General features: G+C 70.2%; 21 protein-coding genes and 1 tRNA gene. 7 read left to right on the top strand and 15 right to left on the bottom strand.

The genetic code is table 11. From position 1 onward, the window contains the following. Positions 1-64 precede the first annotated feature (64 nt). From ACNI14_RS01995 to manA, 4 genes are all read right to left on the bottom strand, one after another. Positions 65-751: a C40 family peptidase gene (locus ACNI14_RS01995; protein ID WP_420518257.1), complete on the bottom strand. Its 687-nt coding sequence runs from the start codon at positions 749-751 to the stop codon at positions 65-67. 150 nt (positions 752-901) lie between these two features. Continuing rightward, positions 902-1,624: a metal-dependent transcriptional regulator gene (locus ACNI14_RS02000; protein WP_420518258.1), complete on the bottom strand. Its 723-nt coding sequence runs from the start codon at positions 1,622-1,624 to the stop codon at positions 902-904. After that, on the bottom strand, positions 1,621-2,955 hold the full coding sequence (locus ACNI14_RS02005) for a UDP-glucose dehydrogenase family protein (protein WP_420518259.1): 1,335 nt from the start codon (positions 2,953-2,955) through the stop codon (positions 1,621-1,623). Before ACNI14_RS02005 ends, ACNI14_RS02000 begins: the two co-directional genes overlap by 4 nt. A 35-nt stretch (positions 2,956-2,990) precedes the next feature. Then, the gene (gene manA / locus ACNI14_RS02010) at positions 2,991-4,148 is read right to left on the bottom strand and encodes a mannose-6-phosphate isomerase, class I (RefSeq protein WP_420518260.1); all 1,158 of its coding nucleotides are present in this window, start codon (positions 4,146-4,148) and stop codon (positions 2,991-2,993) included. Between the two features lie 21 nt (positions 4,149-4,169). Here manA and serC point away from each other — a divergent pair, with 21 nt between their 5' ends. Both serC and ACNI14_RS02020 read left to right on the top strand, forming a co-directional pair. After that, complete coding sequence (serC, locus tag ACNI14_RS02015) at positions 4,170-5,294, top strand: phosphoserine transaminase (RefSeq protein WP_420518261.1); 1,125 nt, start codon at positions 4,170-4,172, stop codon at positions 5,292-5,294. Then, positions 5,291-6,145: a CAP domain-containing protein gene (locus tag ACNI14_RS02020; protein ID WP_420518262.1), complete on the top strand. Its 855-nt coding sequence runs from the start codon at positions 5,291-5,293 to the stop codon at positions 6,143-6,145. The genes serC and ACNI14_RS02020 overlap by 4 nt, the downstream gene beginning before the upstream one ends. Before the next feature lie 72 nt (positions 6,146-6,217). Here the strand turns inward: ACNI14_RS02020 and ACNI14_RS02025 are convergent, their stop codons facing one another. Then, positions 6,218-7,222 (bottom strand): DUF3027 domain-containing protein, encoded by a 1,005-nt coding sequence (locus ACNI14_RS02025; RefSeq protein WP_420518263.1) that lies wholly within the window; start codon positions 7,220-7,222, stop codon positions 6,218-6,220. Positions 7,223-7,230: 8 nt separating this feature from the next. Next, the gene (locus ACNI14_RS02030) at positions 7,231-7,614 is read right to left on the bottom strand and encodes a cold-shock protein (protein WP_420518264.1); all 384 of its coding nucleotides are present in this window, start codon (positions 7,612-7,614) and stop codon (positions 7,231-7,233) included. A gap of 181 nt (positions 7,615-7,795) precedes the next feature. On the opposite strand from ACNI14_RS02030, the gene ACNI14_RS02035 reads away from it, so the two are divergent. From ACNI14_RS02035 to ACNI14_RS02045, 3 genes are all read left to right on the top strand, one after another. Next, entirely contained in the window at positions 7,796-8,497 is a 702-nt protein-coding gene (locus ACNI14_RS02035; protein ID WP_420518265.1) for an HD domain-containing protein, read from the top strand. Positions 8,498-8,622: 125 nt separating this feature from the next. Next, positions 8,623-8,916, top strand: coding sequence for a WXG100 family type VII secretion target (locus ACNI14_RS02040; protein ID WP_420518266.1), 294 nt, complete (start codon positions 8,623-8,625; stop codon positions 8,914-8,916). A 28-nt stretch (positions 8,917-8,944) separates the two neighbouring features. Further along, entirely contained in the window at positions 8,945-9,220 is a 276-nt protein-coding gene (locus ACNI14_RS02045; RefSeq protein ID WP_420518267.1) for a DUF4031 domain-containing protein, read from the top strand. A 163-nt stretch (positions 9,221-9,383) separates the two neighbouring features. Here the strand turns inward: ACNI14_RS02045 and groL are convergent, their stop codons facing one another. The 3 genes from groL to ACNI14_RS02060 all read right to left on the bottom strand — a co-directional run bounded on the left by groL (position 9,384) and on the right by ACNI14_RS02060 (position 12,215). Further along, positions 9,384-11,012: a chaperonin GroEL gene (groL, locus tag ACNI14_RS02050; protein WP_420518269.1), complete on the bottom strand. Its 1,629-nt coding sequence runs from the start codon at positions 11,010-11,012 to the stop codon at positions 9,384-9,386. Between the two features lie 275 nt (positions 11,013-11,287). Continuing rightward, positions 11,288-11,908 (bottom strand): LytR C-terminal domain-containing protein, encoded by a 621-nt coding sequence (locus ACNI14_RS02055; RefSeq protein WP_420518270.1) that lies wholly within the window; start codon positions 11,906-11,908, stop codon positions 11,288-11,290. Between the two features lie 10 nt (positions 11,909-11,918). Next, positions 11,919-12,215: a DUF3263 domain-containing protein gene (locus ACNI14_RS02060; RefSeq protein WP_420518271.1), complete on the bottom strand. Its 297-nt coding sequence runs from the start codon at positions 12,213-12,215 to the stop codon at positions 11,919-11,921. A gap of 274 nt (positions 12,216-12,489) precedes the next feature. On the opposite strand from ACNI14_RS02060, the gene ACNI14_RS02065 reads away from it, so the two are divergent. Beyond that, a complete protein-coding gene (locus tag ACNI14_RS02065; protein ID WP_420518272.1) occupies positions 12,490-13,170 on the top strand; it encodes a uracil-DNA glycosylase in 681 nt (226 codons plus the stop codon). Here the strand turns inward: ACNI14_RS02065 and ACNI14_RS02070 are convergent. From ACNI14_RS02070 to ACNI14_RS02095, 6 genes are all read right to left on the bottom strand, one after another. Continuing rightward, a complete protein-coding gene (locus tag ACNI14_RS02070; protein ID WP_420518273.1) occupies positions 13,167-14,720 on the bottom strand; it encodes a signal peptidase I in 1,554 nt (517 codons plus the stop codon). The genes ACNI14_RS02065 and ACNI14_RS02070 overlap by 4 nt on opposite strands. A 26-nt stretch (positions 14,721-14,746) precedes the next feature. Beyond that, positions 14,747-15,154 (bottom strand): hypothetical protein, encoded by a 408-nt coding sequence (locus tag ACNI14_RS02075; protein ID WP_420518274.1) that lies wholly within the window; start codon positions 15,152-15,154, stop codon positions 14,747-14,749. Positions 15,155-15,611: 457 nt separating this feature from the next. Further along, positions 15,612-15,687, bottom strand: a tRNA-Thr gene (locus ACNI14_RS02080). Between the two features lie 110 nt (positions 15,688-15,797). Beyond that, entirely contained in the window at positions 15,798-16,586 is a 789-nt protein-coding gene (locus tag ACNI14_RS02085; protein ID WP_420518275.1) for a DsbA family protein, read from the bottom strand. 36 nt (positions 16,587-16,622) lie between these two features. Continuing rightward, a complete protein-coding gene (locus tag ACNI14_RS02090) occupies positions 16,623-17,135 on the bottom strand; it encodes a MauE/DoxX family redox-associated membrane protein (protein WP_420518276.1) in 513 nt (170 codons plus the stop codon). Positions 17,136-17,233: 98 nt separating this feature from the next. Next, positions 17,234-18,886: a serine/threonine-protein kinase gene (locus ACNI14_RS02095; protein WP_420518277.1), complete on the bottom strand. Its 1,653-nt coding sequence runs from the start codon at positions 18,884-18,886 to the stop codon at positions 17,234-17,236. A 162-nt stretch (positions 18,887-19,048) separates the two neighbouring features. Here ACNI14_RS02095 and ACNI14_RS02100 point away from each other — a divergent pair, with 162 nt between their 5' ends. Next, positions 19,049-20,203 carry an ABC transporter ATP-binding protein gene (locus ACNI14_RS02100; RefSeq protein ID WP_420518278.1) on the top strand — a complete coding sequence of 385 codons (1,155 nt, stop codon included), beginning with the start codon at positions 19,049-19,051 and terminating at the stop codon, positions 20,201-20,203. Positions 20,204-20,214 lie beyond the last annotated feature (11 nt).

The raw sequence follows: 20,214 nt of genomic DNA on the forward strand, positions 1-20,214 counted from the left end.
CCCGGCAACGCGAAGAGCCGCCGCTGCCCGAAGGCGGCGACGGCTCTTGGCGTGTGCGGAGGGACTAGCCCGTGACGCGCACGTACGTGGGGTTGCTCTGCCAGATGCCACGGAACTGGATCGTCTTGCCGTGCGTCGGCGCGTCGATCTGCAGGTTCGGGCCGGCGTAGATGCCGACGTGACCCGGCGAGACGATGATGTCGCCCGCCTGGGGGGACGAGACGCGGGTGCCGACGTTGTAGTAGGCGCCCGACGAGCGCGGCAGCGAGATGCCGAGCTGGCCGTACACGTACGACGTGAAGCCGGAGCAGTCGAAGCCGCCAGGTGCGGCGCCGCCGGAGACGTACGGGTCGCCGACGTGCTTCGCAGCCTCGGCGATGACCGCCGAGCCCGAGATCGCGGCCTTGACGTTGGTGGACTGGGCGACGGGGCGCGCAGGCGAGGACGAGGAGCTCGAGCTGGTCGAGGAGTTCGCCTGGGGGGCGGCCACGACAGGCTCGGGCTCGGGCTCCGGCTCGGGGTGCGCTGACACGTCGATGTCCGGCGTGCTCACGTCGAAGTCGGCATCGTCGGAGGCGGTGACCTCGCTGGCGACGGCGGCCAGATCAGCGGAGGCGGCGTCGGCCTCCGTCTCGATCGCAAGAGTGTTGGGAGTGACGGAGTCGACCGTCATGTCCTGGGCGACGAGGGCCGCAGCGGCGGCGCCCGTCAGGGGGACCACCACAAGGGCGGCACCAGCGGTGGCAGCCACCGCACGCGTCCTGGCGCGCATGTATCCGTTCGTCAAAATCACGTTCCTTCCGCACCTGCGGTGCGTTGATGTTCCCTGGCCCAGCGAGTGGAACTCCGAAAAGGTTCCAATGCCATCTCCGGGGCCTGCGGTGTCCTGCTCTTTCGTGTTCTAGTCGACCATGTTACCAATTCGTGATGATTCGCCAAGTCGAGGGAGGCCGAAGAGGTGTCGCGCAGCGTCTCGAGACACGGCCACGGACCCCGTCGGGGAGGTCACGATGACCTCGTCGTCCTCGAGCCCGACCTGCACCGTCGCTCCTGGTACGAGTCCTGCGCGGATCGCCTCCTCGAGGAACCCCTCGGACGCCTGCGGGTTCTCCCCGATGCGCGTGACTGTGACTGTGGTCACTCCCGAAATTGCTGCCGTCTCAAGCGAGATCGAGGCCGAATCCGGGGCTTCCGGGTCGTCAAGGACGCCGAGCTCGGCCAGCGCCGGGATGGGGTTGCCGTAGGGCGAGAAGCGGGGGTTGTCGAGCACCTCAAGCAGCCGCCGCTCGACCCGATCGCTCATCACGTGCTCCCACCGGCACGCCTCCTCGTGGACGTGCGCCAGCTCGAGGCCGATCACGTCGATCAGCAGCCGCTCCGCGAGGCGGTGCTTGCGCATCACGCGCACTGCGGCGTGCAGCCCGGCCTCGGTCAGCTCCAGCCGGCGGTCGGATGACACCACGACCAGACCGTCGCGCTCCATCCTCGCGATGGTCTGCGACACCGTCGGACCCGAGTGGCCCAGCTGCTCGGCGATGCGCGCGCGCATGGGCGTGACGTCGTCCTCGATCAGCTCGTAGATGGTCCGCAGATACATCTCCGTGGTGTCGATGAGGTCGCTCATGCCGAATGCCGACCCAGCCCCCGGTACTCCCAGCCCGCGGCGATCCACTTCTCTGCCGGCAGGCAGTTGCGGCCGTCGATGATGCGGCGGTGGGCCACCAGGTCACCCACCACGGCGGGGTCGAGATCGCGGAACTGGCGCCACTCCGTCGCGACGATGACCAGGTCGACATCGCGGACGGCGTCCTCGGGCGAATCCGCGAAGTCGAGGGTGGGCCACACCTGCGCGGCGTTGGCCATGCCCTCGGGGTCGTGCACGCGCACGTGCGCGCCAGCGAGGTGCAGCTGACCGGCGACGTCGAGGGCCGGCGAGTCGCGCACGTCGTCGCTGTCGGGCTTGAACGCGGCCCCGAGCACCGCGATCTTCGCGTCCACCAGGCTGCCGCCCACCTCGCGCTCGGCGAGCTCCACCACGTGCTGACGGCGCCGCATGTTGACGTTGTCGACCTCGCGCAGGAAGGTCAGCGCCTGGTCCACGCCCAGCTCGCCGGCGCGCGCCATGAAGGCGCGGATGTCCTTGGGCAGGCAGCCTCCGCCGAAGCCGAGCCCTGCGCCCAGGAACTTGCGGCCGATCCGCTCGTCGTATCCGATCGCGTCGGCGAGGTCCTTGACGTCGGCGCCGGTCGCCTCGCACACCTCCGCCACCGCATTGATGAAGGAGATCTTGGTGGCGAGGAAGGCGTTCGCGGACACCTTGACGAGCTCGGCGGTCGCCAGGTCGGTGACGACGATCGGGGTCTCACGCGCGAGCGCCTGGGCGTAGACGCGCCGCGCGACCTCCTCGATGCGGCCGGGGTTCTCGAGATCGACGCCCAGGACCAGACGGTCGGGACGGAGCGTGTCCTCCACCGCGAAGCCCTCGCGCAGGAACTCGGGGTTCCAGCCCAGCTGGGCCTCGTCACCGACGGGCGCGAGCTCGCGCACGCGGTCGGCGAGCCGGGCGGCGGTGCCGACCGACACCGTCGACTTGCCCAGGATGACCGCGGGGCGGGTGAGCAACGGGGCGAGGGTCTCGATCGCGGCGTCCACGTACGCTATGTCGGCGCCGTAGCCGCCCTTGAGCTGGGGGGTGCCGACGCCGATGAAGTGCACGCCCGCGAACTCCGCCGCCTCCCGGGCATCGGTCGTGAAGCGGAGCCTTCCCGAGTCGACGTGCTTGCGCAGCAGCTCGGGCAGTCCGGGCTCGTAGAACGGCACGTCGCCGCGGCTCAGCCGCGCGATCTTCTCGGCGTCGACGTCGACGCCGATCACCTCGTGGCCCAGCTCTGCCATGCCCGCGGCATGGGTCGCGCCGAGATAGCCGGTTCCGATGACGGATATGCGTTCAGACATGCTGATCAGGATACCGGTGCGGGTCGGCCCGCTGGCTACCCCGGCAGGTGTGCGATGACGGTCGCGCCGCTCGCCCTCACCCGCATCGGCCCCTCGCTGTGCCGGCCGAAGGCCGCCTGCCCGCGACGCAGCGTCATCGCGCCGCCGTCGCACGCCACCTCGGCCTCCCCTTGCACCACCAGCACCACGCGTGGGCCCGCGGGAACCGCCGCGACGCCGTCCGTGACGACCGTCAGAGCGAACTCGTCGACGGCAGGCACCAGGGTCACCGCCGCCCCCGCCATGTCGACCCGCGGCCGTGCGGCCGGGCCCGGGGTGGTCTGCGCGAGCGACAGCAGCAGCGGCACGTCGACGCGCTTGGGCGTGAGCCCGCCGCGCACCACGTTGTCCGAGTTCGCCATCACCTCGATGCCGAGCCCGCGCTGGTAGCTGTGCAGCACCCCGGCGCCGATGAACAGCGACTCGCCGGCCGCCAGGTCGACGACGTTGAGCCCAAGCGCCACGAGGGCCCCCGCATCACCGGGGAACTCGGTCAGCGCATCGGCGCTCACCCGCAGCGAGGACCCCTCCGGCGCCGAGCGCCCGCGCTCCGCGAGCGCGGCGAGCGTCGCCTCGCCCACCTCCCCGGACAGCGCGAGGGAGACGAACTCGGAGATGTCGTCCCCAACCGCCGCGGCAAGGCGGTCCGCGTCGGCGGTGCCCAGCGAGCGCAGGTCGGCACGTAGGTCCTCCACGGGCCGCACTCCGGCGAGCACCCGCAGGTTCGTGAGGGCGAACACCATCTCGGGCTTGTGGAAGGGGTCCTGGAACTCGTACGGACCCACCGAGCCCTCGCGCCGCTCCGCCGCGAATCCCGCCCGCGCCTGCTCCATCGTGGGGTGGACCTGAATGGACAGCGGCTTGTCGATCGCCAGCAGCTTGAGCAGGAAGGGCAGGCGGACGCCATAGCTGCGCGCGCACTCGTCGCCCAGGCATGACGCCGGGTCGGCCGCGATGAGCGAATCGAGCCTCTCGATGCCGTCGGGCGTGTGCGCATGAGCGGGGCCGCTCTCGTGGGCCCCCCACCATGCCTCGGCGACCGGGCCGCCGGTCGGCTCGATGTTGAGCAGACCCACGATGTCGTCCCTGGTGCCCCACGCGTAGTCGCGCAGGGCGGGCGTGATGAGGTGCATGGAGGACAGTGTGCCAGCCATGGCCGCCACTACCCTGATCCCATGTCGCCAGAACTCGTCATTCCGTCCGCACTGCTGCCCCGCGACGGGAGGTTCGGCTCCGGCCCCTCGCGCGTGCGGGACGCCCAGGTCCAGGCCATCGTCGACTCCCAGCCCCAGGTCCTCGGCACCTCTCACCGTCAAGCCCCCGTCAAGAACCTGGTGGGCGCGGTGCGCGAGGGGCTCGCGGAGCTGTACTCACTGCCCGAGGGATACGAGGTGATCCTCGGCAACGGCGGATCCACCTCGTTCTGGGACGCGGCGACGTTCTCGCTGGTCGAGAGCCGCGCGCAGCACTGCGCCTTCGGCGAGTTCGGCGCCAAGTTCGCCAAGGCCACCTCGGCTGCACCGTTCCTCGAGGACTCGCAGGTCATCGAGGCTCCCGCGGGCGACATCGCGGTACCCGAGCCCACCGCGGGGATCGACCTCTACGCGTGGCCGCACAACGAGACGTCGACCGGTGCCATGGCCCCCGCCGTGCGGCCGCCGGGTACCGAGGGCGCGCTCACGGTGATCGACGGCACCTCCGCCGCGGGCGGCCTCGCCTTCGATGCGACGCAGGCCGACGTCTATTACTTCGCCCCTCAGAAGAGCTTCGGCTCCGATGGCGGGCTGTGGCTCGCGCTGGTGTCCCCGGCCGCGATCGAGAGGATCGAGCGGATCGCCGCCTCCGGGCGCTGGATCCCCGCGACGCTGGACCTGGCGACGGCGCTCGAGAACTCGCGCGCGAACCAGACGCTGAACACCCCGGCCGTCGCGACTCTCGTCATGCTCGCCGAGCAGCTGCGGTGGCTGAACGGCAACGGCGGCATGGACTTCGCCCTCGCTCGCACCACCGAATCTGCACGCCGCATTTATCAGTGGGCGGACGCCTCCGCGTTCGCTGAGACCTTCGTCACAAAGCCTTCTGTTCGCTCTTCCGTGGTGGCTACGGTCGACCTGACTCCTTCGGTGGACTCGTCCGTGCTGCGGTCGATCCTCCGGTCCCAGGGGGTCGTGGATATCGATCCGTACCGCAAGCTCGGACGAAACCAGATCCGCGTCGGGATGTTCCCGGCGGTGGACCCGGACGACGTCTCGGCGCTTGCGGCTTGCATCGACTGGATAGTGGAGAGATTAGAGACATGAGTGCACAGCAGGAGGTCCTCGGGACCGGCGATCGCCGTCGTCGTCCGCTGAGAGCCTTCCTGCTCGCCGCAGTGCCGCTGCTGATCGCCGCCGCCGGCGGTGCCGCCGCAGCTCAGATCGCTCCTGAATCCGTCACCCAGCCCGCTTCGCTTCCCGTCGACGAGGCGGTTCAAGAGGTCGCGATCGTCGAGACCCGCAGCGATGTGCTCGCTGCCGTGGTCGCCCCCGAGGTGGACGACGACGCCGCGGCCGCGATTCCCCAGATCGACGTCTCCTTCGCTCCGGAGCCCGAGCCGCTGCCCGCTCCCGCCGCAGCCGCCAACGGCGGCTCGACCACAGGTCCCGCGCCCTCCCGCTCCGGAACGTCAGGTTCCTCCTCGAACGGCTCCGGCTCCGGTTCGGCGCCCGCATCGCAGCCGGCCGCACAGCAGTCGCCCGACGCCTACTGCGCGGCGCCGTCCTCCCCGTACTCCGCCGGAGGCTCGGTCAAGGGCCTGCTGACCGCGGCCAACAAGGAGCGCGCGCGCATCGGACTCGGCTCCATGTCGTGGTCCGGCTCCCTCGCCTCCGCAGCGACGAGCTGGTCGCAGTCCATGGCTTCGCGCGACGAGGCCGGCAACGGCTCGGCCCTTGCGCACAACCCGAACCGCCCCGGCGGCGAGAACGTCGCCGTCAGCGGCTCCTCGGGCGGCATGTCCGTGGGCGCAGCGCTCAACAAGGCTCACGTCGGGTGGATGTACTCGGGCGGCCACTGCCGCAACGTGATGAACCCCGGCTACTCGACGATGGGCGCCGGCTCGGCCTCCACCGCCAACGGCAACGCGGTGTACACGACCGCGAACTACCGCTGAGCGGCGAACCGCCACTCGCGTTCGGGGGACCGCCTCAGCGGTCCTGATCTCCCAGCCAGCCGTGCGGGTCCGCTATCGGCCCTGATCGCCCTCGGCGGCCTCGCCAGTCCCGGCCTCGGCCTTGTCCGTTGCCTGGTCGCCGTCCGTAGCGGCGGCGTCCGTAGCGCCAGCATCCTCGCCAGTCCCGGCCTCGGCCTTGTCAGCGGCGGCATCCTTGTCAGCGGCGGCACCCTTGTCTGACGAAGCGTCCGTGGCCTCGCCCGCAGGCGCCTCATCCGTGCCCGCCGCCGTCGCGGGGGCGTCCGGGGCGTCCGGGGCGTCGGCGTCATCGGACTTGGCCGGCTCCTCCAGGCTGACGGGGTCGGCCGCGTCCGTGTCGATCACGGGATCCGGGGCGGGCCACCGCGAGCTCTGGTTCTCGACGTCCGTCTGCGAGTGCGCCCCGCAGCCGTGGTCGACGGCCACGATGCGACCGTCGGACGGCGACCACTCGTTCGCGCAGGCGCCGAACGCCAGGCGCATCGAGCCGGTCAGTGGAATGAAGAAGGCGCATGTCGAGCACGGCGCGGCCGAGGCGATGGCCGATGCGGCGGTGGGGCCGTGCGAACCGCGGTACCAGCGCTCGGCGGCGCTGTCGCGGCCCTCGGGCGCGAGCACCCGCTCGCGTCCCAGTCCGAGCTCCCAGATCTCGAGGGCGTCTTCGTCCTCGCCGTGCTCCTCGAGGCCCGGCATGAGCCGCTGATCCTCGACGATGTGCGGCAGCACCATGGTCGGCTCGAGATCGCCCGGCCGCACGCGGTCGGCCCACGGGATCCAGGACGGCGCGAGCAGCGCGTCGTCGGCGGGCACCAGGTGCGCCTCGCACACGGTGGCCTCGCGACCGCGCGGGGGCCGCGCCACGGTGACCGCCCACACCCAGCCGCGGTACCCCGGGAGGGTGCACGCGAACTGGTGGGTCAGGAGCCGTTCGGCGTCCTTGGTGACCGACAGGTGCGGACCGACCGCCTCGCGGTCGCCAGCGGCCTCGATGGCGGCCTCGTGGGCGAGGTCTACGGCTTTCTCGAGTACTGCATCCATCAGTCGGCTCAAGCCTCCAGCTGGTCGGCGACGGCGCGCAGCACGGCTGCCACCTTCGTCCCCTTGGCCTGGTCGGGGTAGCGACCCTTGCGCAGAGAGGTCGACACGCCGTCAAGCATCCTGATGAGGTCCTCCACGATGACCGTCATGTCGTCGGGGCTCTTGCGCATGCCCTGCGACACCGTGGGCGCGGATTCGAGAATCGTGACCGTCATGGCGGAGGGCCCGCGCTTGCCGTCGGCGACGGAGTAGTCCACGCGCGAGCCGGGACGGGGAGCCGTGACTCCGGCGGGCAGCGCAGATGCGTGCAGGAAGACCTCGTCGCCGTCGTCGCTCGCGATGAAGCCGAACCCCTTGTCGGTGTCGAACCACTTCACTTTGCCGGTGGGCACATCAACCTCGCGTATTGCTCAGGCGCCGCGTATTCGGCGCCTCACCAGTCTACCCATGGGACGCTGCACGGCCGATGCGGGGGGCGGCTTGGTGCGGACGCGCCAGGCCCGCTCGTTGCGGCCAGCGCCGCACGGGGCCAGACTGAGACGTTCACGCACGTCGATGGCAACTGAGGTGCACATGTCTACGTCTGATTTCCCGTCCTGGCTCATCGGGTCGTTCGCGCGCGCGATCGACGCCGTCGGCGGCACCGCGCCCCCCGAGCAGGTGCACGAGGCCGCACGGCGGCTGCTGGGCCGATGGAGCGAGCCCGAGCGTACCTATCACGGGGTGTCCCACCTCATCGACCTGCTGCAGCACGTGGATGAGCTCCAGCAGGAGACCCACAACGCGAACGCCGTCAGGCTGGCGGCCTGGTACCACGGGGCCGTGTTCGACGCCGCCGAATCCGCCGCCTACGCGAAGCGCGGCGGGGAGGACGAGGCCGCGAGCGCCGAAGTGGCGCGCGAGGAGCTGACGGGACTCGGCGTCCCCGAGGCAGCGGTCGAGACGGTGTCCACCATGGTCGCGGGTCTGGCGCGCCACTCGGCCCCGGCCGACGGCGGCGACAGCGCCGTACTCTCCGACGCGGACCTCGCGATCCTCGCCTCCGACCCTCAGCGCTACCGGTCGTACCTGACCAAGGTGCGCGAGGAGTACGCCCACATCCCCTCTCACGACTACCTCGAGGCGCGGCGGGCCATCGTCGGTCGTCTGCTCGCGCGCAACCCGCTGTACACCAGCCCGCTGGGACGCGGCTGGGAGCGTCAGGCGAGGGAGAACCTGAACGCGGAGCTCACCCGCATCGAGCGCGAGCTCGCCGGGACCGGAGCGAAGGCGTAGCAAGGGCGGCAGGTCCGCCCTCTATCCACAGGTTCCGCGGCTCCGACTCGCCGGTCGGACGCGTCCTGCCTAGCGTCGATGTCAGGCGCGACCGCCGTCGCGCCATGACGGCAGGAGGAGAACCCATGACCCGATATCACGTCGACGCTGAAGAGGTGGCGACGGCCTCGGCCCGCGCCTCCGGCACGGCCGAGACCATTCGCGCGGAGGTGGCCACGATGATGGGCCACCTGACGGCGCTCGAAGGCTCGTGGCAGGGCGGCGCCGCGACGGCGTTCACCGGCGTGCTCGAGCAGTGGCGCGGCGCCCAGGTGCAGGTGGAGCAGGCGCTCGACGCGCTCACCGTGGCCCTGTCCCAGGCTGCCGAGCAGTACCAGCAGGCAGAGGACACCGCCGCGCGGCTGTTCGCGCCCCGATAGCTGCGTGTCGCGGGCGTACGCTCGCCCGGTGACCATCTACCTCGATCCCCCACTGTGGCCACGGCACGGCAGAGTGTGGGGCCACCTCGTGTCCGACACGTCCGTCGAGGAGCTGCTCGAGTTCGCACGCCGTGCGGGCGTCCCGGAGCGGGCGTTCGATCGCGACCACATCGACGTGCCTGCCGAGATGTACCCGCGCCTGGCCGAGCAGGGCGCCGTGCTCGTGGACTCGCGCGAACTGATCCGTCGCCTGCGCGCCTCGGGCCTGCGGGTGACGTCTGCCGCGCGCCACGGGCGCGGCTGACACCGCGGGGCCACCGAGGCGACGCGAACCCGACCCCGCCCGCGTATCGGCCGCCGGGCCGACCGACCCAGCCCGCGCATCGGCCGCCTGAAACTGCCCCGGACGCACGAAGGCCCCAGGGATCTCTCCCTGGGGCCTTCGGGTACGGCAGGTGCGAAGGGGCTTAGAAGCCCATGCCGCCCATGTCGCCACCGCCGCCGGCCGGCATGGCCGGCTCGGGCTCGGGCTTGTCCGCGACAACCACCTCGGTCGTCAGGAACAGGCCCGCGATCGACGCGGCGTTCTGCAGCGCGGAGCGGGTGACCTTGACCGGGTCGTTGACGCCGGCGGCCAGCAGGTCCTCGTAGACGCCGGTCGCGGCGTTGAGGCCGTGTCCGACGGGGAGTCCCTTGACCTTCTCGACGACGACGCCACCTTCCATGCCGGCGTTGACGGCGATCTGGCGCAGCGGCGCGGTGATCGCGAGCTCGACGATGCGAGCGCCAGTGGCCTCGTCACCCTCGAGCGACAGTGCCGCCAGTGCCTTGGTGCCGGCCTGGATGAGGGCGACGCCACCACCGGCGACGATGCCCTCTTCGACGGCAGCCTTGGCGTTGCGCACGGCGTCCTCGATGCGGTGCTTGCGCTCCTTGAGCTCGACCTCGGTGGCCGCGCCCGCCTTGATGACGGCGACGCCGCCGGCGAGCTTGGCGAGGCGCTCCTGGAGCTTCTCGCGGTCGTAGTCCGAGTCCGAGTTCTCGATCTCGGCACGGATCTGGTTGACGCGACCCTGCACCTGGTCCTCGGCGCCAGCGCCGTCGACCATGGTCGTGTCGTCCTTCGTGACGACGACCTTGCGTGCCTGGCCGAGCATCTCCAGACCGGCGCTCTCGAGCGAGAGGCCGACCGACTCGGAGATGACCTGGCCGCCGGTGAGGACGGCCATGTCCTGCAGCATCGCCTTGCGGCGGTCGCCAAAGCCGGGAGCCTTGACGGCGACGACCTTGAGGTTGCCGCGCAGCTTGTTGACCACGAGCGCCGCGAGGGCCTCGCCGTCCACGTCCTCGGCGACGATGGTCAGCGGCTTGCCCGCCTGCATCGTCTTCTCGAGGATGGGCAGCAGGTCCTTGAGCGACGAGATCTTCGACTCGACGAGCAGGACGTAGGAGTCCTCGAGCACGGCCTCCTGGCGCTCTCCGTCGGTGACGAAGTACGGGTTCAGGTAGCCCTTGTCGAAGCGCATGCCCTCGGTCAGCTCCAGTTCGAGTCCGAACTGGTACGCCTCCTCGACGGTGATGACGCCTTCCTTGCCGACCTTGTCCATCGCCTCGGCGATGAGCTCGCCGATGGCGGGGTCACCGGCGGAGATGCCGGCGGTGGCAGCGATCTGCTCCTTGGTCTCGATCTCCACTGCGGAGTCGAGGAGCTCTTCGGTGACGGCCGCGACGGCCTTCTCGATGCCCTTCTTGAGAGCGATCGGGTTGGCACCGGCCGAGACGTTGCGCAGGCCCTCGCGCACGAGCGCCTGAGCGAGCACGGTTGCGGTGGTGGTGCCGTCGCCAGCGACGTCATCCGTCTTCTTGGCAACTTCCTTGACGAGCTCGGCGCCGATCTTCTCGAACGGCTCCTCGAGCTCAATCTCCTTGGCGATAGATACGCCATCGTTGGTGATAGTGGGTGCGCCCCACTTCTTCTCGAGCACGACGTTGCGGCCCTTGGGGCCGAGGGTGACCTTCACAGCATCGGCGAGGGCATTCATGCCCCGCTCCATGCCGCGGCGGGCGTCCTCATCGAAGGCAATCATCTTTGCCATGGGTGTGTAGTCCTCTTTCGATGGGTGGTGGCTCCGAATCGCCCGCGACGGACGATGCGGCCCGGGGCGTTCCCTTCACGCCACGAACCTGCACCTCGACCCGGAAGCCGGTGTTTTTAGCACTCTCGCATTGAGAGTGCTAACGCCGATTCTGGCACTCTCCCCCTCCGAGTGCAAACCGTGTCACTCTCTTTTCACCCAGAGCACAGCGCCGATGCGCGGGCCGGCCGGCGCCTCACGGCACCGGGGGCGCGGGGGCGAGCCCGGGACCCGGGTCAGGCGTCGGGCTCGGACGCGAGCAGCACTTCGATCTCGGCACCGCCGGGGGTCCCGCTGCCGTCGACGGCCTCGATCCCGAGCGTGTCGGCGATGTCCTGCGCCGTGTCGGCGAGGCGGTCGCCGTCGTAGGCCACGACGTTGGCCCCGTCGGGGATCAGCGAGGGGTCGATGTTGTTCGCCTCGATATTCGTGTAGCCGGCGTCCGCGAGGGTCTCCTGCTGCTCGCCCGCGAGGCCCTGGATGCGGGCGCCGTTGCGCACGTGCACCTGCGAGTCGTAGAGGATGACGGGCTCGGGCTCCTCCGTCTCCGTCGGCGTCGGGGTGGGCGACGGGACGGGCTCCTGAGAGGTCGCGGTCGGCACCGGGCTCGCGGTGACGGACGGCTCGCTGGAGGGGGTCACCGTGATGGTGGGCTCAGCGGTGGGCTCGGCCGGTCCCGCGACGTCGCGGTTCCACAGCACCGTGGCGATCGCGAAGGCGATGGCGCCCGCGATCAGGAACGCCAGCAGCGGTGGGAGCACCCGGCTCCACCATGGGCGGGGGGCACGGTGCACGCCGACGGGGCCGCCCTGGGCGGCGATCTCGTCGAATTCGTCTGGCTCGTAGTGCTGGGACACGCGGGTCACTCTAGCGAAGCGCCGCAGCATCGAACGAGCGCGTGGCGCGTCCTCGCTGACGTGCGGATCGCATGCGGCGCAGTCGCTTGACCAGCATCGGGTCGAACGCGAGGGCGGCCTCGGTGTCGATGAGCGCGCCGAGCACCTGGTAATACTGTGTGCTCGTCATGGAAAACTGCTCGCGGATCGCGTCTTCTTTCGCTCCCGCGAACTTCCACCACTTGCGCTCGAATCGGAGGATGCCGGCGTCGCGCTCGGACAGCTCGTCGACGGCGGTCGGGTGCTCGACTCGTGCGGTCTCGCTCATGAGCACCCTCCTCTTGCCTTGACTGGTGCGCCCCAGACTACCGGCGAACTACAGAGATGTCATTCGCCCGCATCGGCCGTCTTCTCTCCGCACTGACGGACCGCACCCACCGGACCCACCCGCCTCATCCCCCTTAAGTACGAACCACTCCGGGGGCCGACACCCCGAGCCAGCCACCGCATCGGCCCGCCGCCTCGGGGTGTCGCCACGAAAAGTGGTTCGCAGTTGACGGTCGGGGGTGGGCGCGGGACGGCGCGCGGCTAGTGTGGCGCACATGTCGGAGGCGTGGCGAACCCAGGTGGCGAGCGACTGGGCCGACGCCCTGGACCCGGTCGCGCCGGAGCTGGCGCGCATCGGCCGCTTCCTGCGCGAGGAGATCGCCGCCGGCCGGGGCTACCTGCCGGAATCGGAAGCTGTGCTCCGCGCCTTCCACGCTCCGCTGGCCGCCGTGCGCGTGCTGATCGTGGGCCAGGACCCTTACCCCACGCCGGGAAACCCGGTGGGTCTGAGCTTCTCGGTCCCACCCGGCCACCCCATGCCGCGATCGCTCGTGAACATCGCGCGCGAGCTGCGCGACGACACGGGCGAGACGCTGCCCGACGGCGACCTCACTCACTGGGCCGAGCAGGGCGTGCTCCTGCTCAACCGCGTCCTGACGGTCTCCCCCGGCGCTCCCGGCTCGCACCGGGGCAAGGGCTGGGAGGCGGTGACGGAGCATGCCATCCGCGTGCTCGCGGCCCGACCCGCGCCGCTGGTGGCGGTGCTGTGGGGCCGGGACGCTCAGAACCTCGCGCCGCTGCTGGGCGACGTGCCGCGGGTCGCCAGCCCTCACCCGAGCCCCCTGAGCGCGTCACGCGGATTCTTCGGGTCCCGGCCCTTCTCGCGCGTGAATGCGCTGCTCGCGGACCTGGGCGCCCCACCGATCCGCTGGGGACGAGGGTCGCGCGCGACCTAAGGTCGCGAGCACAGGAACTGGTCCGGGGCCATCCACGCGATCGGGACCTCGCTGACCACGAAGCCGGCGGTGGGATTGCTCCCGACCGTGCGCTCCTGGAACACGACCGACGTCGGATCCGAGCAGTCCTCGCCCGAGGCCAGCGCCGCGTTGTTGCCGTTGTTGTACAGGTAGTAGGAACCTGACAGGTCGAGCCCGGTGCCGTATGGCGGCGCGGTGAGATCGAGAGCGAAGCGCCACTCGGTGATGTCCTGATACTGCCGCCACCCGTCCGGTGACATGTAGCCGCCGGGCGAGAACTGCGTCGACATCTGGATGGTGCGGTAGTGGCCGGGGCCGCCGTTGTGCTGGTCCACGAACTTCACCGCCCCCACCTTGCCGGCGCTGAGGCTGCAGCTGGTCGCCGCCGGGATCTCCCCCGTCGACATGAGGTAGCCCTCGCAGGAGCCGACCACCGGATCAGCAGGGCCGGTCGGGGCCGGGGCGGTCCACGTGGTGGGGAAGATCCAGCCACCGATCCGTGCGACCACCGTCACGACGGAGGTCGCCGGATAGTTGCCCACGTCGATGGTTCCAGCGGCGGATGCCGTGCCGTCTCCCGAGGCGATGACCGTGCCGGACGAGTCGTGCACGAAGACCTCGAGGTACAGCCCATGGCAGTCGGCCGGAACTCCGCCCATGTCCACCAGGGAGAACACCCCGGCCGAGGTCCCGTCGGCACCAGTGGTGTCGATCACCGGCGCACCTGCAACCTGGGCAGGCGCGCACGCGGTCGCCGAATGAGAGAAGACTTCGGAGCCAGCGACCACGGTCAGCTGCGCGGCGCTCGCAGGCGTGGCGCACGCAACCGTGAGAAGACTGAGGCCGCCTGCCAACGCGGCGAAACCAAGGCGCTTACGCCCGAGCCGCGAAGCGGTCTTCGCCGCGACTGTCGCAACGGTGGCTGTGGCTGTGGCTGTGGCGACGGGCGCCGCATGGTCCTCGTTGTCCGGGACAGCCCCGTGCACCTCGTCCTCGGGCTCATCACCGTCGTCGTCCGGCTCGTCGTCCGAGTCGTCATCGGACGGCCACAGCGCCAGGACCGTCGCGGCGAGGATCACTCCGCACCACACCAACGGGTTCAGGATCCTCATGGTGACGGCGCCGGCGTTCGCGACGTGAAACTGCACGATCCCGCGCACCTCGGCCTCGGCCGGGCGGAACGGGTCGATGAAATCGTTGTTGTCCCCCTGCAGCTCCCACCCGGACTCGCCGTCCCCGCCGATGATCCGGTGCACCACCTGGGCCCCTCCAAGACCCTCTGGGGCGTAGACGATGACGTCGCCCACCTGGGGCGCCCCGGAGCGGGCCACGACGATGTCACCCGAGTAGTACGTGGGCTCCATGGACTCACCCGAGACGATGACGAGCGACGTGCCGCCGCCCAGTGAGGACGGCCACAGAAAGTAGACGGCGACGGCGAACAGCACCCAGGCGAGACCCTGCCGCACCACGCGCCAGTACCGGCTCGCGCGCTGCGAGCCGGTACCGGCATCGAGAGTGGCTGCCATCGGAGCCCGTCCGTTGAATCGTCCTGCTAGCCGATGACGACCGTCACAAGGCCAAGGTCGGTGGCGATGTCGATGGACTCCGTCACGGCCTTGGTGAAGCTTCCGGAGGCGTCGAGCTGACCGGTCACCACCGCGAGCGGCGCATCCCCCTCGGCCGCGCCGAACTCCTCGATCACGACTCGAATGCCCTCGCCATCGCACGTGTCCGAGATCCCGTCGACGGTGACGTCCTTGATGGTGAAGTCGTCCGTGTCATACGTGTAGTCGACCGCGACGGCGGTGTCGCACGCCGCGAAGGTCTCCGTGCCGATCGCGACCTCGTTGGAGGCCTCGACGTTGAGCGTCGCGGCCGACGCGACCGACAGCCCCGCCACGCCCACCAGCGCGAGCGCCAGCGCTGCGAATTTGCGCTTGTTGTGCTTCTTCTCTGCCATTTCCATTGCCCCTCTGTCAGTGATGCTGGCCGCCCCGGGGGTGGATTCCCCCGGGGCACCCCCCAGCGTCTTCTTTCATCACCGAATTGCATGGAAAGTGTGTCGTGACGGATGTCACAGCGTTCTCGTCATGTCATCAACGGTGATGTCCACACCCGCCACGAGAGTTTCCGCACTCTCGCGGCGAGCGCCATGCCCTGCTGTACTGCCTGCACTCTTGTCCGGTATTGCTCACCAAGGCCCCGTGAATGGCGCCCTCCCGGATCCCGGTCCGGCGCCACACGCGGAGTGTGATACCTGCCATACATCGGCATTAACGGGAAACTTAGTGAGGAATTCTGCAGCCGACGAGGCCAGTGTGATGATCTTCACACTCGGCGCGGGGCGCAGTTCAGATAATGTCGGCAGATAATGTCGGCAATTGGTTGCGGCGCGGCGGGCGCGGATAGAAAGAGAATGGAGCTGGCAGCGGGACTCGAACCCGCAACCCCCTGTTTACAAGACAGGTGCGCTACCAATTGCGCCATGCCAGCGGTGAGGCGCGCGAGCGCGCCGTCCCAGCAGGATACCGGTGCGCCGCCGTGCGCCGGACGCACGAGGGCCCCGTCGGCGTCGCCGACGGGGCCCTCGTAGCAGGTGAGGCCTAGAGGCCTTCGATGTGCGCCCTCAGTGCTCCGGGCTGGAAGTACGGGACCTCCTGCTGCTGCAGCATCTCGCGGTCGATCATGATCGCCGGGGTGCCCGGCACGCCGTCCTGCGACGACTGGTCGGTGGCGGCCACGACCCACTTGGTGAACCTGCCCTCATCGAGGGTGGCGGCCACGTCCTCCGGAACGCCGGCGTCGATGGCGATCTGCTCGATCTGCTCGTCGGTCAGGCCCCCGGTGCCCTCCGAGGGCTGGCTCGCGAACATCGCGCTCATGAACGGCACGATGTACTCGGGTGCGGCGTCCGCGACGGTCGCCGCCGCGTTGGCGGAGCGGGTCGAGAAGTTAGTGCCCTGCGACGCACGGTCCAGGATCGAGATCGGGTGCAGGTACAGCTCGATGTCGCCGGCCTCGCGCATCGCGTCGATGTCGTCCTCGTTGACCTCCTCGAACTGCGCGCACACGGGGCACATGAAGTCCGCATAGACGTCGACGCGTGGGGCATCGTCCGGGGCCTCGCCACCCGCGACGCCGTCCATGCCGACAAAGATCCCGCCCGTCTCGTCTGCCCCGAGCGGCGCCACAGCCTCTCCCGAGTCCAGTGACGGCACCGAGGACTGCTGCACGATAAACCACACGATGCCGCCGAAGATCAGCACCACCAGCGCTGCGCCGATGGTGATGTACAGCGCGGTGCGGCGCTCTTGCGCCTTGACCTGCTGCTGTGCCTTCTTCTTGGCCGCGGAGGCCTTGTCGTTCGAGGTGGTCGCCTTGTTCTTGGCCATCGGTCTACTTTCTGGTCTCTGGTTTTCGTCAGAACTCTAGTGGGCTGGCTGGGGCTCGGGTTCGGTCGCGGGCTCCGGCGCCAGCGCGCCGTCCACCGAGAACCGGCTCCGGGGCCAGATCGCGAGGAATGTGCCGAGGACGATGAACCCGAGCCGTTCCATCAGGTGCAGCGGGTAGTTGGTCTCGCTCGCGTCGACCTCCCCGCCGCCGCCAAAGCAGCCGCAGTCGATGGTCAGCCCGGTGGCCCATGCCCAGATCACCCCGAACGTGAACGCGGCCATCATGAGGAGCCACACGATCGCGCCGAGCCTCGTGAATGCGCCCAGGAGGAACACCACCGCGAGCGCGAGTTCGAGGAACGGCAGCATGGTGCCGACGAACGGCACCACCTCCTCCGGCAGCAGCCGGTAGGCGCGCACGGCGATGATGGACTTCGGGATGTCCTGGATCTTGGGGATCGCGGCGGCGATGAGGATCCCGGCCATCGAGAGCCGGACGAGCAGACTGAGCCACGGCTGGATGGTGCCGAACCGTCCTCTGAGTGCCATCGAACCCCTCCGTTGGTAGGCGCGCCGCAGCCTTGTCCGCACACGGTCACATCGCTTCGCCAACGTACCGCACGGCCGCGCGGTTCCCCGCCTGCCTGCTACACGAGCAGTTGCGGTGCGGGCCACCACTGAGGGGGAGCGTTGAGGAGCACCGCGAGCACCACGACGCCCAGGGCCGCCAGCCCCACCAGGGTCCAGGCGACGGCGACCCCGCGCGTGGGGGCGAGGCCGGAGGCGACGCGCCTGCTGCCCTCCCGGGTCAACTCCATCCACGGCCCCCACCACAGCGCGGCCACGGCGACAAGGCCTCCCGCTGCCAGCGCTGCAGCGTGGCCCCAGAGCTCCGAGTCGCCCGTGGCGACCCGCCCCTCGTCCACCAGCCACCAGCACAGCGCGGTCACCCCTCCGCCAGCGGCGATGGCGATCGCCGCCGCCGGCAGGGTCTCGCCGATCGAGCGCAGCAGGTGCCACGGCAGGCCGAGGGCGTGCAGCGCGGCGTCGCCCCGCCGCTCCCCTCGGCGCTGGCGAGCCAGGTGCAGGCCGACCGCGCGCCGCTGCACCGTCCTGGCGATCACTGCGGCCGCCACCAGCGCCGCGGCCGCCACCAGCGGGGCGAGCGCGGCCGATGCGGCGATCGCGAGCATCCACGTGAGCGTCATCAGCGGATGGCGCGGCGCGGGCGGGAGCGCGGCGTCGTCGTGCGCGAACTCGTCGTCGCCCTCGTCCTCACGGTCCGGATCGTCCGCGTCGTCGCCCTCGCCCGCATCGGCCGCGTCCCAGGGGTCGGCCGCGTCGCGGCGGCGAAGCTCGTCGCTGGTTACGGGACTCGCCGCCGTGACGGTGAGCCCGGCGGTGGGGTCCGAGCCGGCCTCGTTCCAGGTCCCGTGCGCGGGCATCACCGACGTCGCGGCCAGGCCCGGCGCCACCTCCGTGGCCGCCATCTGCTCCCCGGAGACCGGCAGCGCGATCGTCGCGCCGCGCAGCGCCGCGACCACCTCGTGCGGGCTCGGGCGCGCTCCGATGTCACGGCCCAAGGCGGCCCTGAGCGCCCCGGCGCCTGGCGCATCGGGCAGATCGACCTCGGCCGCGAGCGTCCGCGAGATGGCGCCCGTGCCGGAACCGAACGGGGCCGCGCCGGTGAGGGCGTACGCCACGGTGGCCGCCCAGGACCAGCGGTCCGCGATGGGGCCCGGCTCGGCCCCGTCGATCACCTCGGGAGCGACATAGCCGGCGGTGCCCGAGACCAGGCCGTCGCGCGTGAGGCGTTCGTCGTGCTCGCGGTGAGACAGGCCGAAGTCGATGAGCACAGGGCCCTCGGGGCCCACCATGATGTTCGACGGCGTCACGTCGCGGTGGACCACTCCCGCGTCGTGGACGGCCTCGAGCGCCGACGCGGTGCGGTCCGCGAAGTCGGCAAGCGCCTCCCCCGACAGCGGCCCGTGGTCCTGGACGTGCTGCCAGATGCTGACGCCGGGGATGTACTCGAACACCACGAAGGTCTCGGCGCCGTCCAGCTCGGCGTCGAGGACCCGGGGAACGGCCGGATGGCGCAGCGACTGCAGGGCATGCACCTCGCGCTCGAGCCTGCGCGCCGCCACCTCGTCGTGCTGGGCGTCCACGAGCTTGAGGGCGTACGTCTCACCGCCCTCGTCCCGCACCCGGTAGACCGCCCCGGAACCGCCCTGACCAAGCGTCTCGACGACGGTGTAGCCGCCGATCTCCTCGCCCATGTCACGTTTGACGCCCGCCATGCACATAACGTACCGCCCGCTAGGTGACGCGGCAGCGCCCCCTATGGCAAGATGATTCCACCCCCTGCATCGTTGCCGGGGGCAGTGTCACTGTGGACACCACATCGGCACTCTTCACCACGGATCGTCTGGCACGTACCTGCCAGTGAAGGGACCATCACCATGGCCACTGTTACGTATGACAAGGCGTCGAGGATCTACCCCGGCACCGAAAGGCCCGCGGTCGACCAGCTCGACCTCGACATCGCTGACGGCGAGTTCCTCGTCCTCGTCGGCCCCTCCGGTTGCGGAAAGTCCACGTCCCTGCGCATGCTCGCAGGACTCGAGGACATCGACGCCGGCAGCATCTGGGTGGGAGACCGCGAGGTCACCCACGTTCAGCCCAAGGACCGCGACATCGCGATGGTGTTCCAGTCGTATGCGCTCTACCCGCACATGACGGTGGCCGACAACATGGGCTTCGCGCTCAAGATCGCCAAGATCGACAAGTCGGAGATCCGCCAGCGCGTCGAGGCTGCCGCCAAGATCCTGGACCTCACCGAGTACCTGGACCGCAAGCCCAAGGCCCTCTCCGGTGGTCAGCGTCAGCGCGTCGCCATGGGACGCGCGATCGTGCGCCAGCCGCAGGTGTTCCTCATGGACGAGCCGCTGTCGAACCTCGACGCCAAGCTCCGCGTGCAGACCCGTACCCAGATCGCCGCCCTCCAGCGTCGACTCGGCACCACCACCGTCTACGTGACGCACGACCAGGTCGAGGCGCTCACCATGGGCGACCGCATCGCGGTGCTCAAGGACGGCGTGCTCCAGCAGGTCGGCACCCCGCGTGACATGTATGACGCCCCCGCGAACGTGTTCGTGGCCGGCTTCATCGGCTCCCCCGCGATGAACATCGGCACCTTCCGCGTCGAGGGCGACAAGGCGCAGGTCGGTCGCGGCGAGGTCACCCTCCAGCGCGAGGCGCTCTCGCACCTCAAGGCCGAGGACAAGAACCACGTGGTGCTGGGCTTCCGTCCCGAGTCGCTCGACCGCGTGGCGCCCCACACCGAGGGCTCGATCCCGGTCGACGTCGACGTGGTCGAGGAGCTCGGCTCCGACGCCTTCGTGTACGGCGAGGTTCCGTCCGACGCCCCCGAGGCGCAGGACGTCCACTTCAACGCCGGCGACGCGCAGATGATCCTCCGCATCGACCCCCGCGACGTGCCCAAGAAGGGCGACACCGTGTGGGTGAAGATCCGCGAGGGCGAGCAGCACATCTTCTCCGCGGCCACCGGGGAGCGCATCTCCAAGGAAGTGAAGATCGAGTCGAACCGCCGATAGTCTCGGCAACA

Source organism: Demequina pilifera, from assembly GCF_048814985.1.
Lineage (GTDB): Bacteria > Actinomycetota > Actinomycetes > Actinomycetales > Demequinaceae > Demequina.

Bases quoted from the DNA above. Each gene is read 5' to 3' on its own strand.
- ACNI14_RS02000 (WP_420518258.1), bottom strand. From the start codon at position 1,624: ATGAGCGACCTCATCGACACCACGGAGATGTATCTGCGGACCATCTAC.
- ACNI14_RS02005 (WP_420518259.1), bottom strand. From the start codon at position 2,955: ATGTCTGAACGCATATCCGTCATCGGAACCGGCTATCTCGGCGCGACC.
- manA (WP_420518260.1), bottom strand. From the start codon at position 4,148: ATGGCTGGCACACTGTCCTCCATGCACCTCATCACGCCCGCCCTGCGC.
- serC (WP_420518261.1), top strand. From the start codon at position 4,170: ATGTCGCCAGAACTCGTCATTCCGTCCGCACTGCTGCCCCGCGACGGG.
- ACNI14_RS02020 (WP_420518262.1), top strand. From the start codon at position 5,291: ATGAGTGCACAGCAGGAGGTCCTCGGGACCGGCGATCGCCGTCGTCGT.
- ACNI14_RS02025 (WP_420518263.1), bottom strand. From the start codon at position 7,222: ATGGATGCAGTACTCGAGAAAGCCGTAGACCTCGCCCACGAGGCCGCC.
- ACNI14_RS02035 (WP_420518265.1), top strand. From the start codon at position 7,796: ATGTCTACGTCTGATTTCCCGTCCTGGCTCATCGGGTCGTTCGCGCGC.
- ACNI14_RS02040 (WP_420518266.1), top strand. From the start codon at position 8,623: ATGACCCGATATCACGTCGACGCTGAAGAGGTGGCGACGGCCTCGGCC.
- groL (WP_420518269.1), bottom strand. From the start codon at position 11,012: ATGGCAAAGATGATTGCCTTCGATGAGGACGCCCGCCGCGGCATGGAG.
- ACNI14_RS02060 (WP_420518271.1), bottom strand. From the start codon at position 12,215: ATGAGCGAGACCGCACGAGTCGAGCACCCGACCGCCGTCGACGAGCTG.
- ACNI14_RS02065 (WP_420518272.1), top strand. From the start codon at position 12,490: ATGTCGGAGGCGTGGCGAACCCAGGTGGCGAGCGACTGGGCCGACGCC.
- ACNI14_RS02070 (WP_420518273.1), bottom strand. From the start codon at position 14,720: ATGGCAGCCACTCTCGATGCCGGTACCGGCTCGCAGCGCGCGAGCCGG.
- ACNI14_RS02075 (WP_420518274.1), bottom strand. From the start codon at position 15,154: ATGGCAGAGAAGAAGCACAACAAGCGCAAATTCGCAGCGCTGGCGCTC.
- ACNI14_RS02085 (WP_420518275.1), bottom strand. From the start codon at position 16,586: ATGGCCAAGAACAAGGCGACCACCTCGAACGACAAGGCCTCCGCGGCC.
- ACNI14_RS02090 (WP_420518276.1), bottom strand. From the start codon at position 17,135: ATGGCACTCAGAGGACGGTTCGGCACCATCCAGCCGTGGCTCAGTCTG.
- ACNI14_RS02095 (WP_420518277.1), bottom strand. From the start codon at position 18,886: ATGGCGGGCGTCAAACGTGACATGGGCGAGGAGATCGGCGGCTACACC.
- ACNI14_RS02100 (WP_420518278.1), top strand. From the start codon at position 19,049: ATGGCCACTGTTACGTATGACAAGGCGTCGAGGATCTACCCCGGCACC.